This is a genomic window from Pedobacter deserti, from assembly GCF_024436415.1.
In the GTDB taxonomy this organism is placed as follows: domain Bacteria; phylum Bacteroidota; class Bacteroidia; order Sphingobacteriales; family Sphingobacteriaceae; genus Pedobacter; species Pedobacter faecalis.
On sequence record NZ_JAFMZQ010000003.1, the window covers coordinates 93,557 to 110,626 of the forward strand.

At 43.8% G+C, this 17,070-nt stretch carries 10 protein-coding genes; all 10 read left to right on the forward strand.

The features are described 5' to 3' along the window. Window positions 1–172: 172 nt before the first annotated feature. The 10 genes from lon (at window position 173) to J3P40_RS17690 (ending at window position 17,066) form a co-directional block, all read left to right on the forward strand. On the forward strand, window positions 173–2,656 hold the full coding sequence (lon, locus tag J3P40_RS17645; RefSeq protein WP_256007597.1) for an endopeptidase La: 2,484 nt from the start codon (window positions 173–175) through the stop codon (window positions 2,654–2,656). A gap of 24 nt (window positions 2,657–2,680) precedes the next feature. Next, entirely contained in the window at window positions 2,681–3,631 is a 951-nt protein-coding gene (locus J3P40_RS17650; protein WP_256007598.1) for a lipid A deacylase LpxR family protein, read from the forward strand. Window positions 3,632–3,642: 11 nt separating this feature from the next. Then, entirely contained in the window at window positions 3,643–4,323 is a 681-nt protein-coding gene (cmk, locus tag J3P40_RS17655) for a (d)CMP kinase (protein ID WP_256007599.1), read from the forward strand. 150 nt (window positions 4,324–4,473) lie between these two features. After that, on the forward strand, window positions 4,474–5,634 hold the full coding sequence (locus J3P40_RS17660) for an efflux RND transporter periplasmic adaptor subunit (protein WP_256007600.1): 1,161 nt from the start codon (window positions 4,474–4,476) through the stop codon (window positions 5,632–5,634). Window positions 5,635–5,642: 8 nt separating this feature from the next. Next, window positions 5,643–8,807, forward strand: a complete 3,165-nt coding sequence (locus J3P40_RS17665; RefSeq protein WP_256007601.1) for an efflux RND transporter permease subunit — start codon at window positions 5,643–5,645, stop codon at window positions 8,805–8,807. Further along, entirely contained in the window at window positions 8,785–10,242 is a 1,458-nt protein-coding gene (locus J3P40_RS17670; RefSeq protein WP_256007602.1) for an efflux transporter outer membrane subunit, read from the forward strand. Before J3P40_RS17665 ends, J3P40_RS17670 begins: the two co-directional genes overlap by 23 nt. Window positions 10,243–10,377: 135 nt before the next feature. Next, window positions 10,378–12,309 carry a 30S ribosomal protein S1 gene (gene rpsA, locus J3P40_RS17675; RefSeq protein WP_256007603.1) on the forward strand — a complete coding sequence of 644 codons (1,932 nt, stop codon included), beginning with the start codon at window positions 10,378–10,380 and terminating at the stop codon, window positions 12,307–12,309. Window positions 12,310–12,440: 131 nt separating this feature from the next. Continuing rightward, entirely contained in the window at window positions 12,441–12,989 is a 549-nt protein-coding gene (pyrR, locus tag J3P40_RS17680; RefSeq protein WP_256007604.1) for a bifunctional pyr operon transcriptional regulator/uracil phosphoribosyltransferase PyrR, read from the forward strand. A 1-nt stretch (window position 12,990) separates the two neighbouring features. Continuing rightward, window positions 12,991–13,923: an aspartate carbamoyltransferase catalytic subunit gene (locus tag J3P40_RS17685; RefSeq protein ID WP_256007605.1), complete on the forward strand. Its 933-nt coding sequence runs from the start codon at window positions 12,991–12,993 to the stop codon at window positions 13,921–13,923. Between the two features lie 125 nt (window positions 13,924–14,048). Continuing rightward, the gene (locus J3P40_RS17690; protein ID WP_256007606.1) at window positions 14,049–17,066 is read left to right on the forward strand and encodes a tetratricopeptide repeat protein; all 3,018 of its coding nucleotides are present in this window, start codon (window positions 14,049–14,051) and stop codon (window positions 17,064–17,066) included. Window positions 17,067–17,070 lie beyond the last annotated feature (4 nt).

Consider the following 17,070-nt stretch of genomic DNA (forward strand, 5'->3'; position numbering starts at 1 on the left):
AATTGGAGGGAATTATGACTGACGATAAGTTAATAGCTGACTTTTTATCCGATAATTATACGTATCCCCTTTTTGGCATAGGAGTTGAAATCCTGTAATGGGCAGCGGAGACTACTGTTTTAATAAGACGGGGCTGTCACAATGTCGTTTTTAAATTTTAGAGGACCCATTAATGAGCATACTGGACCAATTTGACTTTTCCCAAGCATTACCTATTATAAATGAAGATACGGAATTTTTCCCCCTTATGTCGCAACAGGATGAAGACGACATGAACAATGAGGAGACGCCCGATATCTTACCAATTCTGCCTTTGAGAAATACCGTGCTGTTTCCCGGCGTGGTTATCCCTATCACGGTGGGGAGAGATAAATCTATAAAACTTATCAGGGAAGCTTACAAGGGTGACAGGACGATTGGCGTAGTGTCTCAGCGCGATACAACCATTGAAGATCCAACCTTTGAGCAATTGAATACGGTGGGCACCGTAGCCCACATTATAAAGATGTTGCAAATGCCTGATGGCAATACGACAGTAATCATTCAGGGCAAGCAACGGTTTCGCCTGGTAGAACCGGTGCAACTTGAACCATATATAAAAGTAACCATCAGCCGCTTCCAGGAATCGAAGCCGAAGGAGGACAAGGAGTTTAAGGCGCTCGTGGCATCGATTAAAGAAATGTCCGCACAGATCATTCAGCTTTCACCTAATATTCCGAGCGAAGCGGGCATTGCGCTGAAAAACATTGAAAGCACTTCATTTCTGATCAATTTCATATCCTCCAATATGAACGCCGATGTTTCGGACAAACAGAAAATGCTTGAGATGGGCAACCTTCGGGAACGTGCGACCATGGTTATGGAATTGCTTACTCTTGAGTTGCAGATGCTGGAACTCAAAAATCAGATACAATCAAAAGTACGTACTGATCTGGATAAGCAACAAAGGGATTATTTTTTAAATCAGCAGCTAAAAACCATACAGGAGGAACTTGGGGGAAACTCATCAGATCTGGAGTTTGAGGCCCTTCAGGCACGGGCTAAGAAAAAGAAATGGGCTGCACCAGTGGGGCAACACTTTAATAAAGAGCTCGAAAAACTAGGCCGGATGAATCCTGCCGCTCCGGATTACTCGGTCACTTTAAATTATCTTGAATTATTGCTGGATTTGCCCTGGAACGACTTCACCAAAGATAATTTCGACTTGAAACGGGCTCAGCGCATCCTGGACAAAGATCATTTCGGGCTGGAAAAGGTAAAGAAGAGAATTATAGAGTATTTGGCGGTACTTAAATTGAAACGGGATATGAAAGCGCCGATCATTTGCCTTGTGGGCCCTCCGGGAGTTGGAAAGACTTCTCTGGGAAAGTCTATCGCTAAAGCGCTTAACAGAAAATATGTGAGAATGGCACTAGGTGGCGTGCGTGATGAAGCGGAGATACGTGGCCACAGGAAAACCTATATCGGAGCGATGCCCGGACGCATTATCCAGTCGATAAAGAAGGCCGGAGCAGCTAATCCTGTGTTTGTGCTGGACGAAATAGACAAGGTTGGATCCGACTTTCGGGGCGACCCTTCTTCTGCATTGCTTGAGGTTCTGGATCCTGAGCAAAATGCTGCGTTTAACGATCATTACGTCGAGACTGAATATGACCTGTCTAACGTTTTGTTTATCGCTACGGCCAACTCGTTAAGCTCTATTCAGCCTGCATTACTGGATCGTATGGAGATCATTGAGGTAAATGGCTATACCATTGAAGAGAAAGTGCAGATTGCAAAAAAATATCTTTTGCCTAAGCAGAAAGAGCAGCACGGCATACAGACTAAGGATATCGTCCTTAAAAATTCTCTTATTGAGCGGGTTATTGAGGATTATACCCGGGAGTCGGGTGTCCGTGGGCTGGAAAAGAAGATCGGCGCTCTTGTTCGCGGGGTTGCAACAAAGATTGCTATGGAAGAGAAGTACGAGCCGTCCCTGACAATAAGTGATGTGGAAAGGATCTTAGGCGCGCCTGTTTACGATAAAGACCTTTACGAAGGTAATGAAGTAGCCGGGGTGGTGACCGGCCTGGCCTGGACACAAGTAGGCGGAGATATTTTGTATATCGAAGCAAGCCTGAGCCCGGGTAAAGGTAAACTCACTTTAACGGGTAACCTGGGTGATGTAATGAAAGAATCTGCCATCATAGCCTTAGCCTACTTACGTGCACACGCCAGGCTTTTTGATATAGACTACAGGTTGTTTGACCACTGGGACGTACATGTGCACGTACCGGCGGGTGCAACTCCGAAAGATGGCCCGTCGGCCGGGATCACCATGCTTACTGCGCTTACCTCTGCTTTTACGCAGCGTAAGGTAAAACCGAACCTGGCTATGACAGGCGAGATAACGCTGAGAGGAAAGGTTTTGCCCGTTGGTGGTATCAAGGAGAAAATCCTGGCGGCAAAACGCGCGAACATAAAAGATGTCATTTTATGTGTTTCTAACCGCAAGGATATTTTGGAAATTAAAGAGGATTATATCAAAGACCTGAATTTTCAATATGTAACGGATATGCGCGAGGTAATTAATCTGGCCCTCACTAAGGAGAAAGTAAAAAATCCGCAGGATTTGAGTATTATTGCGCTGGACCAGCCTGCTATTAACCTACCATAAAGATGGGTGTACGGAATAAAAAATATGATGATTAAAACCGGGTTCTCTGTTTTTTTATTACTGATACAGGCGGCGTACTGTTATTCCCAGTCTTACAGGAATGAGTTCGGGTTTCGCAGCGAAAATGATTCTTACCTCGGACAAGGCTCCGACCGTTATTACACCAATGGACTATTTCTGTATTATCGCCACGCCGGGAATCCGGAAAAACTGATTGAGAACGTAGAAAAGAAAGTCTTTGAAATTACGGCAGGACAGCGTATATATAACCCGTTTTCCGGATATGCGCCAGATCCGGCTAAACATGACCGTCCTTTCGCTGGCTATCTATACGCTGGAGCTGCTCTTCACTGGTTGTATGCAGCAGAATCGTCTTTAAAAGCATCAGTGGAAGTTGGCACCATCGGACCAAACTCATTGGGAGAAGATGGACAGGATCTTCTGCATCGGACAATTGGCTTCTATCGTTTATCAGGATGGGATTATCAGATCAGTAACGAAGCGACTGTCAATCTGGCTGCGCGGTATACCCGTTTGCTGCACAGGGCAGCGAATCAGCATACCGACTTTTTGCTGGATGGGTATGTAAATGCAGGCACACTCCGTAATGACGCAGCGGCAGCGATTGTTTTTAGAGCCGGTAGGATTAATCAATTGTTTAATTCAGGTTATAACGATGCCGTTGTTGGTGAATCCGGAACAACGAAACTGACAAATAGGGAGTTATATTTTTATGCTAAACCGCAGCTGAATTACGTGGTATTCGACGCCACTGTGCAAGGTGGCATTTTTAATAATGACAGCCCCGTTGTTTTTGACGTTAAACCACTGGTATTTACGCAGCAGCTGGGTTTTAGCTATAATTCGCCGCGATTTACGTTTGACTTCAGCGTTTTCTTTAAAACGAAGGAGATTGAAAGCACGGCAAAGGCCCACCAATATGGCGCTGTGTCTGCTTCATACCGGTTTAATTAGAAGTATTTTGCATGAGAACGAACCTTATCATTGCTATTGATGGATATTCGTCTTGCGGTAAAAGCACCTTAGCCAAGGCGTTAGCAAAACGGCTTAATTTTATTTATATCGACAGCGGGGCGATGTACCGTGCCGTTACACTGTTCTTTTTGAGGAACAATGTCGACGTTGCCGACTTAGCACAGGTACAGAACGCGCTCGGGGAAATTGAGATCAACTTTCATTCTCGGGATTATGATTCGCATATCTCGTTGAACGGAGAAGACGTTTCCGAAGAAATCCGCGGCATGCGTGTTTCTGAAAGTGTTAGCGAAGTCTCAGCGCATAAAGCTGTGCGAAACGAAATGGTGAAGCAGCAACAGCGGATGGGGAAATTTAAGAATGTTGTGATGGACGGGCGTGATATTGGAACCACCGTATTCCCAGATGCGCAACTTAAGCTCTTTATGACAGCCGACCCAAAGGTGAGAGCGGAACGAAGGTATCGTGAAATGCAGGCCAAAGGCGACACGGAGACTACCCTGGAGGAGGTATTTGAAAATCTTGCGCACCGCGATTATGCAGATACAACGAGGGCAGAAAGTCCGCTTACACGAGCTCAGGATGCTGTTATTCTGGACAACACCACAATGACTGAAAAAGAACAGCTTGAATTTGCGTTAGAAGAGGTACACAAGCATTTTCCGGTTTAATATCTAAGTAGTATTAATCACTTCCGCTTTTTTTTGCAAAGCTTTAGTTACACAGCCGCAACCGGTTTAAACATTACATTTCGATGGTTTATCTCTAGCAGTCTATAGATAATTTCGCGTTCTAATTTAGAATCTCAAAAACTGCAATTGATGAAAAAGTTAAATTTCTGTCTATCACTGAGTATTCCGGCGCTACTACTTTTGGCCAGTTGCGGCAATAGCGGTCAGGACAAAGGTGATGCGAAAGCTGGTTCTCTCCCCTCCTATCCGGTATTTTCTGTGGAAGCGAAGTCCACTTCCTTAGAGACAGAATATCCAGCTACACTGGAAGGTGTGCAAAATGTGGATATCAGGGCCAAGGTAGACGGCTTTATCGACAAGATTTACATCGACGAGGGCGCGACAGTCAAGAAAGGACAGTTACTCTTCTCGATTAATGCGCCCCAATATGAACAGATTGTCCGAACTGCCGGAGCAGCCATCAGCAGTGCAGAGGCTGACGTTAACGCGGCGCAACTACAGGTTAACAAGACAAAGCCTCTGGTTGAGAAAGATATCATAAGTAAATATGATCTGGAAGCTGCGCAACTCACGCTACAAAGTAGACGGGCAGCCCTGGCCCAGGCGAAAGCAGAGTTGGCAAATGCAAAAACAAACTTAAGTTACACAAAGATATTGAGCCCCGTAAGCGGGGTGGTGGGGAGCATCCCATTTAAAGAAGGCAGTCTTGTAGGTCCCTCAAATAGTCAGCCTCTCACAACGGTTTCAGATATTTCCAGAATCTATGCCTATTTCTCCATGAATGAGAAGCAGCTCCTGGACTTTACACGCGACACTAAGGGTACGAGTGTTGAAAGCAAGATTAAAAGCATCCCCCCTGTTACCTTAACCCTGGCAGACGGAACAACTTTCCCTGAAACCGGCAAAATTGAATCTATTAACGGGTTGATAAACACAGGTACCGGATCGGCCAGTCTGAGGGCGACTTTCAGTAACCAGGCAATGCTATTAAAAACAGGCGCCAGTGCCTCTGTACGCATTCCAAAGCATCTTGAAAACGCCATATTGGTTCCGCAGAAATCGACTATGGATTTACAGGGTAAGAAGTTCGTTTACCTGGTAGATGCAAAGGGAACTGTAACACAAACGGAAATCGAGATCATGGAGGTTACCAGTGGTGACTTCTATGTGGTTACAAAAGGACTTAAACCTGGCGACCACCTGGTGCTGGAAGGTTTCCAGTCTCTTAAGAACGGCGCTCAGATTAAACCAGAGATGCAGAATTCGGACGTGGTGTACACCGGAATTTAGAAGTAATTATGTTTAGAAAATTTATTGAACGACCGGTACTTTCTACGGTTATATCTGTTATCATCGTAATTCTGGGCATACTGGGCCTAATCACCCTTCCTGTTTCCCAATATCCAGAGATTGCCCCCCCTACCGTTCAGGTTTCAGCTTCATATCAGGGTGCAAACGCCGACGTGGTAATGAACAGCGTGGTAATCCCGCTTGAGGAACAGATTAATGGCGTAGAGGATATGACTTATATGACCTCTACCGCTGGAAATGACGGGACTGCAACAATCACGATCAATTTCAAACTGGGAACCAATCCTGATTTAGCAGCGGTAAACGTGCAGAATCGTGTATCGCGAGCGGCGAGCCTGCTACCCGCAGAAGTAACCAGGGCCGGAGTGGTGACTGCCAAAAGACAGGCCAGCAATGTGCTTATCTTCGGGATATACAGCGACAATGATTCTTATGACCAGAAATTTCTCCAGAACTATGCAAACATTAATCTTATACCGCAAATAAAACGGATCAATGGTGTCGGCGATGCAAGTGCTTTTGGATTAATGGATTATAGTATGCGTATCTGGCTTAAACCGGATGTAATGGCTACTTATGGTCTCGTTCCAAATGACATCAGTGCGGCACTTGCCGAGCAAAACGTAGAAGCGGCGCCGGGACAACTAGGCGAACAGGGAAATGAATCTTTTCAATATATACTAAAGTACTCCGGCCGGCTAAAAACTGAGACGGAATTTAGCAATATCATTATCCGTACTGCGGATAATGGTCAGGTATTGAGATTGCGTGATGTGGCCCGTATTGAATTGGGCGCGCAAAGTTACGCCAGTTCCGTACGGTTTAACGGTAAGCCCGCCCTGGGTGTTGCCATTAACCAGACAGCTGGATCAAACGCTAAAGAGGTTATTGAGGGATCGCTTAAGGTGCTTGAAAATGCTTCGACAAGCTTCCCGCCAGGCATTCACTATACCGCGCTTATTAACATTAATGACTTTCTCGACGCTTCTATCGAAAAGGTGATTCACACATTGGTGGAAGCGTTTATTCTCGTTTTCCTTGTGGTTTTTGTCTTTCTTCAGGATTTAAGGTCGACACTTATTCCAGCCATAAGTGTTCCTGTTGCAATTATTGGTACGTTCTTTTTCCTAAATCTTTTCGGTTTTACCATCAATCTTCTGACGCTGTTTGCACTGGTGCTGGCAATCGGTATTGTAGTGGATGATGCGATTGTGGTAGTGGAAGCAGTGCACGCCAAACTTGACAGCGGCTATAAATCGGCCCGAAAGGCTACGGTTGATGCAATGGAGGACATTACAGGTGCTATTGTGTCCATTACGCTGGTTATGGCCGCCGTGTTCGTCCCTGTAAGCTTTATCCAAGGGTCGTCTGGAGTATTTTATAAACAGTTCGGCTTGACGCTTGCGATTGCCATTATACTTTCTGCGGTGAATGCATTAACATTGAGCCCGGCGTTATGCGCACTGCTTTTGAAGCCTCACAAGGAAGATCATCATCGCAAGAGTAATTTCCTGCAACGATTCTTTACTGCTTTTAATACGTCATTTGATACGATGACAAACCGATACAAGCGTTCGGTAAGCTATCTTGCCCGCAGGAAATGGATTGCGCTAGGCGGCATCGGAGTCTTTGTCGTGATGCTGATCTGGGCTATGAACACCACACCTAAAGGCTTCGTTCCTAATGAAGATTTAGGTACAATTATGTCTGACATCTCCTTACCTGCAGCTACTTCGCAGGAACACACGGATGAGATTATCACGCGAATTGACAGCATTGTTCATACCATTCCCGAGATAAAAAGCTCACTGCGGGTTGTGGGTCGGAGTATGATCAGTGGAAGTGGTAGTTCGTACGGCATGGTAATATCTAGACTTAAACCCTGGAACGAAAGGGAACGAGACGTTAAACAGATTATCGGTGAGTTGTTTGCGAAGACAGCAAACATCAGAGGGGCTAAAATTATATTTTTTGCTCCCCCAACCATCCAGGGTTTTGGGACAAGCGGAGGATTCGAATTCCAGTTGCAGGACAAGACTGGCGGTGACATCAACAAGTTTAACACAGTAGGCACTTCCTTCCTGGCGTCTCTGGCTCAAAGACCAGAAATCCAGTATGCCTCGACCTCTTTTAACCCAAATTTTCCGCAGTATCAGATTGACGTAAATGTAGCTAGAATAAAACAGGCCGGAATTAGTGTAACTGACGTCTTGAGCACGCTGCAGGGTTATTACGGCGGTGTTTATGCCTCTAACTTCAACAAGTTCGGCAAACAGTACCGCGTGATGTACCAGGCTGATGCCATCTACAGAAATAATGAGCAATCATTGAATCGTATATATGTCCGAAACGCGACCGGAAACATGGCCCCGATCTCCGAATTCATCACTCTAACCAGGGTATACGGACCGCAGACGATATCGCGATTTAACCTTTTTACATCCATCTCGGTGACTGGTGCTCCAAACCCGGGATATAGTTCCGGTGACGCATTGAAAGCAGTCCAGGAAGAGGCGGCAAAACATCTTCCTGCCGGCTACGGCTATGAATTCTCAGGTCTTTCAAGGGAAGAGATGGCTGGCGGTAGTCAGACAATCTTCATCTTCCTGCTTTGTGTGGTGTTTGTCTACTTCTTACTTTGTGCGCAATATGAGAGTTATATTTTGCCGCTTGCTGTACTAATCTCTCTGCCAATCGGCTTAGCAGGAGTTTTTATTTTCGATAAAATATTCAAGGTTGACAATAACATATACACACAAATCACGCTGATCATGCTGGTTGGGCTACTGGCAAAAAACGCTATCCTGATCGTGGAGTACGCGGCAGACAGGCGAAAAAGAGGTATGAGCATAGTGCGCGCTGCAATAGATGGCGCAACGGCTCGGCTTCGTCCGATTCTGATGACCTCATTTGCATTTATTCTCGGTTTGCTTCCGCTGATGCTTTCAACAGGCGTAGGTGCAGCCGGGAATAAGTCTATCGGAACCGGAGCGGTTGGGGGCATGCTTATAGGTACTATTTTCGGAGTGTTCGTGATACCTACACTGTTTATCATATTTCAGCATCTGCAGGAGAAAATAAGCCGAAAACAACCGTTTGATCAGACAACTATTGAATTTAATGACCGGAATGAAGATGATCATCGTCATTAGGTCTTCCAGAAACGTATCAGAAAAGATGAAAATACCCCGTCTCAAAAACTACTTACTTGCCGGACTTTTCTTACTCAGCCTTGGTGGTTGCGTGACAAAAAAATATGACTTGCCGTCGCTGAACAAAAACGGGTTGTATCGCGGCTCGTCGGGAGAAGATACTGCCAGCATTGCCAAACTGCCTTGGCGAGCACTTTTCACCGACCCAATCTTGCAAAACCTGATAAATCAAGGCATCAAGAATAATTTCGATCTGAAAAGAGCAGTAGAACGCATACGGATTGCGGAGGCTAATCTACGCCAGAGTAGTTTGGCGATGCTACCCAATTTGTCAGCAGACGCCTCGGTTACCGACGCAAAACAATCAAGGGCGGCACTAAACTTCCCCCCCGGAATCAACATCAACACAGAAACACAAACCTATAGACTGCAACTGAATACGAGTTGGGAGGCGGATATATGGGGGAAGTTAAACAGCGCTAAGAGATCTTCGTACGCCGCCTTACTGCAGACTGAAGCGGCCAGACGGGCCGTTCAAACGCAATTGGTAGCAAGTATAGCTAACGGTTACTTTTCGTTACTTGCGCTTGACAAGCAGCTTACCATAACTGAACAGACTATTGAAATCCGAAAAGCCGACGTTGAAACCATGAAGGCGCTGAAAGAAGGGGCTATTGTAAACGGGGCAGCTGTAGTACAAAGCGAAGCCAACTTGTATGCGGCGCAAGTAACGATACCGGATATTAAAAGAAATATCAGGGAGACTGAGAATGCCCTTAGTGTGCTGATAGGGCAATCGCCGCAGTCAATCGAAAGAACGAGTTTGGATGAGCAAAGGCTGTATGAGGATCTGAAAACCGGGGTGTCTGCACAATTACTGCAAAACCGTCCTGATATTCAGGCAGCAGAATTCGCTTTCCGTGCCGCCTTTGAAAACACGAACACCGCACGCACTTTCTTTTATCCCTCACTCACGCTAACTGCCAGCGGCGGCTTATCTACACTTGAACTGAAGAATTTTTTTGACAACTCCATTTTCTATAATCTAATTGGAGGAATAACACAGCCTATATTCGCCCGTGGCCAGAACAAAGCCCGCTTGAAAACTGCTCAGGCTCAGCAGCAGATAGCCTTCTATGATCTTCAGCAAAATTTGTTGATAGCAGGACGGGAGGTGTCTGATGCGCTATTCGCCTATGAAACTGCTTTGCAAAAGGAGCTGTTGAGAAATCAGCAGATTACCGCTCTTACTAAGGCAGTAGATTTTACAAAAGAGCTACTCAGATATAGTTCGGCTACCAATTATACGGATGTGTTAACATCGGAGCAAAGTTTGCTTACCGCGCAAATAAGCAGTGTTAGCGACCGCCTTCAAAGACTGCAATCGACAGTGAATCTCTACAAAGCACTCGGTGGAGGCTGGGAAAATGAATAGCAGAATGTTGTAACAGTAGCTTAGCCTTAATACAATTGGTTCAAAATCAATAACATTTCTAAAAAATACTTTTCTATTAGAAATATTAATGTTTATCTTTGCCGTCCCTAACGGGGAAAAGGAGATTTAATTTTAATGGCTAAAAAACAAGTAGCAGAAAAAGAACTAGAAGCTAAAACAGCTGAACTGCAGGGAGCAGATGCTCGCTTGGCAGAAAAAGAAACCATTGAATCGGAAGCTGATTCAGTGTCGATCGAACAGATCAAATCATCACTAGCTACCCCTGATCAGGATTTTGACTGGGACGCAGATGATAAAGTATTCGGAAAATACTCTGCCGAAGACCGTAAAAAGTTTGAGGATATGTATACCGATACCTTTAACCAAATCACCCAGGGTGAGATAATCAGCGGAACTGTTGTTTCAATTAACAACAAAGATGTGGTATTAAACGTAGGCTTTAAGTCGGACGGTTTGGTATCTGCTTCTGAGTTTCGTGACATGCCTGACTTGAAAGTGGGCGACAAGGTCGATGTTTTCGTGGAAGCACCCGAAGACGCAAATGGCCAGCTAATTTTATCTCGTAAAAGAGCAAAAACTCAGCGGTCGTGGGAAACTATCAATGAAGCTCTGGATAATGACAGGATCATTAACGGTTTCGTTAAGAGCCGTACTAAAGGTGGTCTTATTGTGGATATTATGGGCGTTGAGGCATTCCTGCCTGGTTCTCAAATCGACATTAAGCCGATCCGCGACTACGATATATATGTAGGTAAGACAATGGAATTCAAGGTGGTAAAAATCAACCACGAGTTTAAAAATGTTGTTGTATCTCATAAAATCCTTATCGAAGACGATCTGGAAAGCCAGAAAGTTGAAATTGTATCTAAACTTGAAAAAGGCCAGGTACTTGAGGGCACCGTTAAGAACATCACTGACTTCGGCGTGTTTATTGATCTTGGCGGTGTAGACGGATTGCTTCATATCACTGATATCTCATGGGGCCGCATAGAGCATCCGAAAGAGGTATTGAGCCTGGATGAGAAAATAAACGTTGTTGTTCTTGACTTTGATGATGAGAAAAAACGTATCGCCCTTGGCTTGAAGCAATTGACTCCACATCCTTGGGAATCTTTAGATGCTAACCTGACTATCGGCTCTAAGGTTAAAGGAAAAATTGTTACTGTAGCTGATTATGGTGCGTTCCTGGAAATCATCCCGGGAGTGGAAGGCCTTATTCACGTCTCTGAGATGTCGTGGTCACAAAACTTGCGCAGTCCGCAGGAATTCCTGAAAGTAGGTGATGAGATAGAGGCTGAAGTATTGACTTTGGATAGGGATGAGCGCAAGATGAGCTTGGGTATTAAGCAACTTACTGAGGATCCTTGGCAAAACGTAGCCGCAAAATATCCGATCGGAAGCAGACATACTGCTGTCGTTAAAAACATGACAAACTTTGGAGTGTTTGTGGAAATCGAAGAAGGAATTGACGGTTTAATCCATATTTCAGATCTTTCCTGGTCTAAAAAGGTGAACCATCCTAATGAATTCACGAAAGTAGGTGACACTTTAGATGTAGTAGTACTTGAGCTTGATGTAGAAAGCCGGAAACTAAGTTTAGGTCATAAGCAACTGGAAGAAAACCCATGGGATACTTTTGAGACTATCTTCACGGTAGATTCGATTCACCAGGGCACCGTTGTAAAAGTTACTGATAAGGGTGCTGTAATAGCTTTACCTTATGGGGTTGAAGGATTTGTACCTACCAAGCATATGGTAAAAGAAGACGGTACTTCGATCAAGGCTGAAGAGACCAATGACTTTAAGATCATTGAATTCAATAAGGATGCAAAACGCATCGTTGTATCTCACGCACGAATTTGGGAAGAGGCAAAAGCAGAAGCTGCTAGTGAAGAACGTAACGCTAAGAAAAAAGAGGCTAAAGCTTCGAGCAATGCGGTGAAGAAAGTGAAAGATTCTGTTGAAAAGTCTACTCTAGGTGATTTAGGCGTGCTTGCACAACTAAAACAGCAAATGGAAGGCGAGGAAAATAAAGCTAAAAAATAGGCGGTAATATCCTTAAATTATAAAGGCGTCGTTGACTTCAACGGCGCCTTTTTTTATTTTTGTTTTTCCCAAATTGCGGAAAAGAAACACTATTCAATTTCATTTCTTTATATTTGCCTAATCATAAGTCAATGCAAAAACGAACACTGCTAGACGGAAAAAAATTCCAGATCACAATCAAACGGCTTTGCCACCAGCTTGTTGAGAATCATGATAATTTCTCTAATTCTGTTTTAGTTGGTATACAGCCAAGAGGACCTTTCTTTGCTGACCGTATAAAAAAGGAGCTTTCCGTAATTCTGGGACAAGACTCCATACTCAAAGGAAACCTGGACATTACTTTTTTTCGGGATGATTTCAGAAGAAAGGATGGCATTGTGTCTGCAAACAGTAATACAATAGATTTCATAATCGAAGGCAAGAATGTCATTCTGGTTGATGATGTGTTATGGACCGGCCGGACTATTAGGGCGGCTATGGATGCTTTGCTGGCTTATGGCAGGCCCGCAACGGTAGAGCTTATGGTACTTATAGATCGTCGTTTTTCACGGCAACTCCCTATTGAGCCGAATTATATTGGCCAGCAGGTAGACAGTTTAAATTCTCAACGGGTTAAAGTAAGCTGGAGCGAGACTGAAGGAAAGGACGAGGTGGTATTATTATCAGAAACTATCAAATAACATGGCAACTGAAAACCTATCAACGAAACATCTGTTGGGCATTAAAGATATCAACCGAAGTGATATCGAACTGATTTTTGAGACAGCGGACAATTTCAAGGAGGTTATCAACCGGCCCATAAAAAGGGTGCCTTCGTTGCGCGATATCACCATAGCAAATGTATTTTTTGAAAATTCTACCAGAACAAAACTATCATTCGAGCTAGCTGAAAAAAGGCTTTCCGCAGATGTCATTAACTTTGCTGCGTCCTCTTCGTCTGTTAGCAAAGGAGAAACACTGGTTGACACGGTAAACAATATTCTTGCGATGAAGGTTGACATGGTAGTTATGCGTCACCCGTATGCCGGGGCAGGACAGTTTTTAAGCAAACATGTCAAAGCCCAGATCGTAAATGCAGGTGACGGCGCGCATGAGCACCCGACGCAGGCACTACTTGACGCCTTTTCGATTCGTGAAAAATTAGGCACAGTAGAAGGCAAGAAAGTGGTCATAGTTGGAGATATATTGCATTCTCGGGTAGCGATATCAAATATCTTGTGTTTACAGCAATTGGGGGCACAAGTGAAGGTATGCGGTCCCAGCACGTTAATCCCAAAATATATTTCTGCATTAGGTGTGGAAGTTGAACACGATTTGGTCAAGGCCCTAAACTGGTGTGACGTAGCAAATATGCTTCGCATACAGCTGGAGCGCCAGGACATTAAATATTTCCCCTCATTGAGGGAGTACGCGATGATGTACGGTCTTAATAAGAAAATTCTGGACAACTTAGAAAAAGAAATTGTTATTATGCACCCCGGACCGATTAATCGTGGTGTTGAAATTAGCAGTGACGTGGCTGACAGTAAGCAATCTATTATACTGGAACAGGTAGAAAATGGAGTGGCTGTTAGAATGGCTGTACTATATTTACTCGCTTCCCAGCGTGGTTAACGCTTAAGTGACCGAATAACATTTTCCGGAACCGTTCGTTAAACCGTTATCAACACTTGTTAATTTCTTGCACGCGTTAGATGTTACACTATATTTATATTAGTACCAACCATATTTGAAACTAGATGCAAAAAAAATATTTCCTCGTCCCGCTCCTGATGGCAAGCGGGTTAACGGCCGCATATGCGCAATCAAGTGTACTCGTAAATCTCAATAAACATTACCGTTCCGGAGTAGAGCTCCTCAATAACGAAAAATATGTGGCAGCGGCGGAACAATTCAGACTCGTTGAGAAGGATCGTAACAGACCAGATGCCCAACAAGAAAGCAATGCTGAGCTTTCTTTGCTTAAAGAAAACGCTAAATTTTATGCTGCTGTTTGTGCGTTAGAGTTAGGCAATGACGATGCAGAAGAGCAATTTATGGATTTTATACGGAACTATCCCTTAAATCCAAATACGAAGCTCGCCTATTTCCATGTCGGAAAATCATACTTTGATCGTAAAAACTACACCAAGGCATTAGAGTGGTTTGAAAAAGCAGATCCCAATTTATTTTCCGCTAAACAACGTCTAGAGTATCAGTTTAAACAAGGCTATGCATACTTCGTTTCCGACGATATAGAAAAAGCAGAACCGTTATTTGAAGCAGTAAAGAAGGACCCATCCCCTTTTCAGGAGAGTGCAACCTATTACTTCGCTTATATCAACTATCTCAATAAAGAGTATAAAACTGCCTTAACAAATTTTGAAAAGCTTAAAGGCTCCCCAACGTATGAAGCTAGCTATCCATATTACATCACCTCAATGTATTATCTGGATGAACGTTATGATGATGTTATAGAATATGCGCTACCTATTCTTAAATCTTCTAAACAAGAATATGAAGCGGAGATGTTAAGTATCATAGCCGCCTCGTACTTTGCCAAGGCAGACTATATAAATGCAGAAAAGTATTTCAGGGAGTTCTATGCAAAGGACAAATCGAATAACAGAAATAACCTGTTCACTTATCAGTTCGGTTATTCACTCTTCACGCAAAAAAAATATAAGGAGGCTATAGCCGTACTTGAACGTCTGGACACCGACGACGTTTATCTGCAGAACGGAATGTATACACTTGGACGTGCTTTTATTGAATTGCAAGACAAGCCGAAAGCGCGCAGTGCTTTCTTCAGAGCATCAAGGCTTGATTTCGATAAAGTTATTCAGGAGGAGGCTTGGCTTAATTATACCCGTCTAAGTTATGAACTGGACTTTAACCAACAGGCGCTGGAATCAATCCAATCATTCTTAACTCAGTTCCCATCATCTCGAAAATTGAGTGAGGCTAAAACGCTTTTGGGTGAGATCCTCCTGACCAGCAAGAATTACCAGGCTGCTGTAGACATACTTGAATCGATACCGAACAAATCACAAGAAGCAGAGGCTGCCTATCAAAAGGTGACGTATTTTCGAGGTCTCGAGTTTTATAATGAACGGGCATTTCCGAATGCACTATCCATGTTTTTAAGATCAGAGAAATTCCCTATTGATGAAGAAATTCATGCGCTGAGCACATATTGGAAGGCGGAGGCATCGTATGAATTAAGAAAGTTCGGCGAAGCCGTAAGACACTTCGAAACGTTTTTAAGTATGCCCGGCGCCAAAAAGACCGGAGTTTATAATTTTGCCAATTATGCTTTGGGTTATGCAGCGTTTGAGGATGAACGTTATTCAAAAGCTGCAAATTATTTTGAAAGATTCCTTGCTGGAAATGATAAGGACCCTAAAACTGTTAATGATGCGATAATTCGACTTGCCGACTCATATTTCGTGAGTAAAAGCTATGGGAATGCCTTGGTCAATTACAATCGGATTATCAACAGCAGGGCCACAGGAGAAGATTATGCTCTCTTTCAAAGAGGTATGATCCAAGGTTTGGAAAATCAAAATGACGCCAAGATAGCGACCATGCAGGAACTGCTAAAAACCTATCCGAACTCGAATTATGCAGACGACGCCGGCTTCGAAACGGCGTATACCTACTTTAATAAGGGTGACTTTGATAAGTCAAAATCTGATCTTTTGGGGCTAATTCAACAGTATCCGAGAAGCAGTTATGTACCTCGTGCCCTGGTGACTATCGGACTGGTGCAGTACAACCAGGATCAGAATGATGAAGCTTTGGAGTCGTTCAGAAAAGTGATCAATGAGTATGGCAGCACGGAGGAGGCAAAACAGGCCTTGGAGTCTATTAAAAACATTTATTTGGACAGAGGCGATTCGGAGGGCTTTATCTCTTATGCAAATACAACTCCTATAGGAAATTATACAACTGCAGAACAAGACAATATAGTGTTCCAGGCCGCGAGCAACCGTTATTTAAAAGGTGATTTTCAAGGCGCGTTTGAGTCAATCAATGCGTATTTCGATAAGTTTCCAAAAGCGATACACGACAAGGAAGCTAAATTCATTAGGGCCGAATCGCTTGTGAAACTGGGACGCCCGCTGGAGGCTGTTCCGGATTATGAATACATCTTAAATGATTGGACAAGTGACTATACGGAGAGATCGCTGTTGAGCATTTCTGAATTGTTCATGAACCAGAAGAAATACAACGAGGCAATTGTCTATTTGAAGCGACTCGAGACCACCACCGATTATAAGTCGCATTACAGCTACGCCATCAATGGACTTATAAAAGCATACGATGCTTTAAACATGCCTGACGACATGCTGAAGTATGTCAAACTGATCAAGGAATATGAAAAGTCCTCAGAAGAGGAAAAAAACAGCGTCGATCTTTATGCAGGCAAAGCATATCTGCTTAAATCTGACACGACTCAAGCCGTAAAGGCACTTAACAACGTAGTGAGCAAGACAAAAACTGTAGCTGCAGCTGAGGCAAAGTACAATCTTGCTGCCATTCAGTATGCAAAGGGCGACTACAAAACCTCAACCAAAACCTGCTTCGATTTGATCAACAATATGCCTTCATATGATTATTGGGTAGCAAAATCATTCATCCTTTTGGCTGATAACTATGTGGCCCTGAAAGATAACCTGCAGGCAAAGAGCACCCTGTTAAGTTTGATCGACAACTATGAAGGTAACGACGATATCGTTCCTACCGCTAAGCAAAAACTAGAAAAAATAAAATAACATC

Bases quoted from the DNA above. Each gene is read 5' to 3' on its own strand.
- lon (WP_256007597.1), top strand. From the start codon at position 173: ATGAGCATACTGGACCAATTTGACTTTTCCCAAGCATTACCTATTATA.
- J3P40_RS17650 (WP_256007598.1), top strand. From the start codon at position 2,681: ATGATGATTAAAACCGGGTTCTCTGTTTTTTTATTACTGATACAGGCG.
- cmk (WP_256007599.1), top strand. From the start codon at position 3,643: ATGAGAACGAACCTTATCATTGCTATTGATGGATATTCGTCTTGCGGT.
- J3P40_RS17660 (WP_256007600.1), top strand. From the start codon at position 4,474: ATGAAAAAGTTAAATTTCTGTCTATCACTGAGTATTCCGGCGCTACTA.
- J3P40_RS17665 (WP_256007601.1), top strand. From the start codon at position 5,643: ATGTTTAGAAAATTTATTGAACGACCGGTACTTTCTACGGTTATATCT.
- J3P40_RS17670 (WP_256007602.1), top strand. From the start codon at position 8,785: ATGAAGATGATCATCGTCATTAGGTCTTCCAGAAACGTATCAGAAAAG.
- rpsA (WP_256007603.1), top strand. From the start codon at position 10,378: ATGGCTAAAAAACAAGTAGCAGAAAAAGAACTAGAAGCTAAAACAGCT.
- pyrR (WP_256007604.1), top strand. From the start codon at position 12,441: ATGCAAAAACGAACACTGCTAGACGGAAAAAAATTCCAGATCACAATC.
- J3P40_RS17685 (WP_256007605.1), top strand. From the start codon at position 12,991: ATGGCAACTGAAAACCTATCAACGAAACATCTGTTGGGCATTAAAGAT.
- J3P40_RS17690 (WP_256007606.1), top strand. From the start codon at position 14,049: ATGCAAAAAAAATATTTCCTCGTCCCGCTCCTGATGGCAAGCGGGTTA.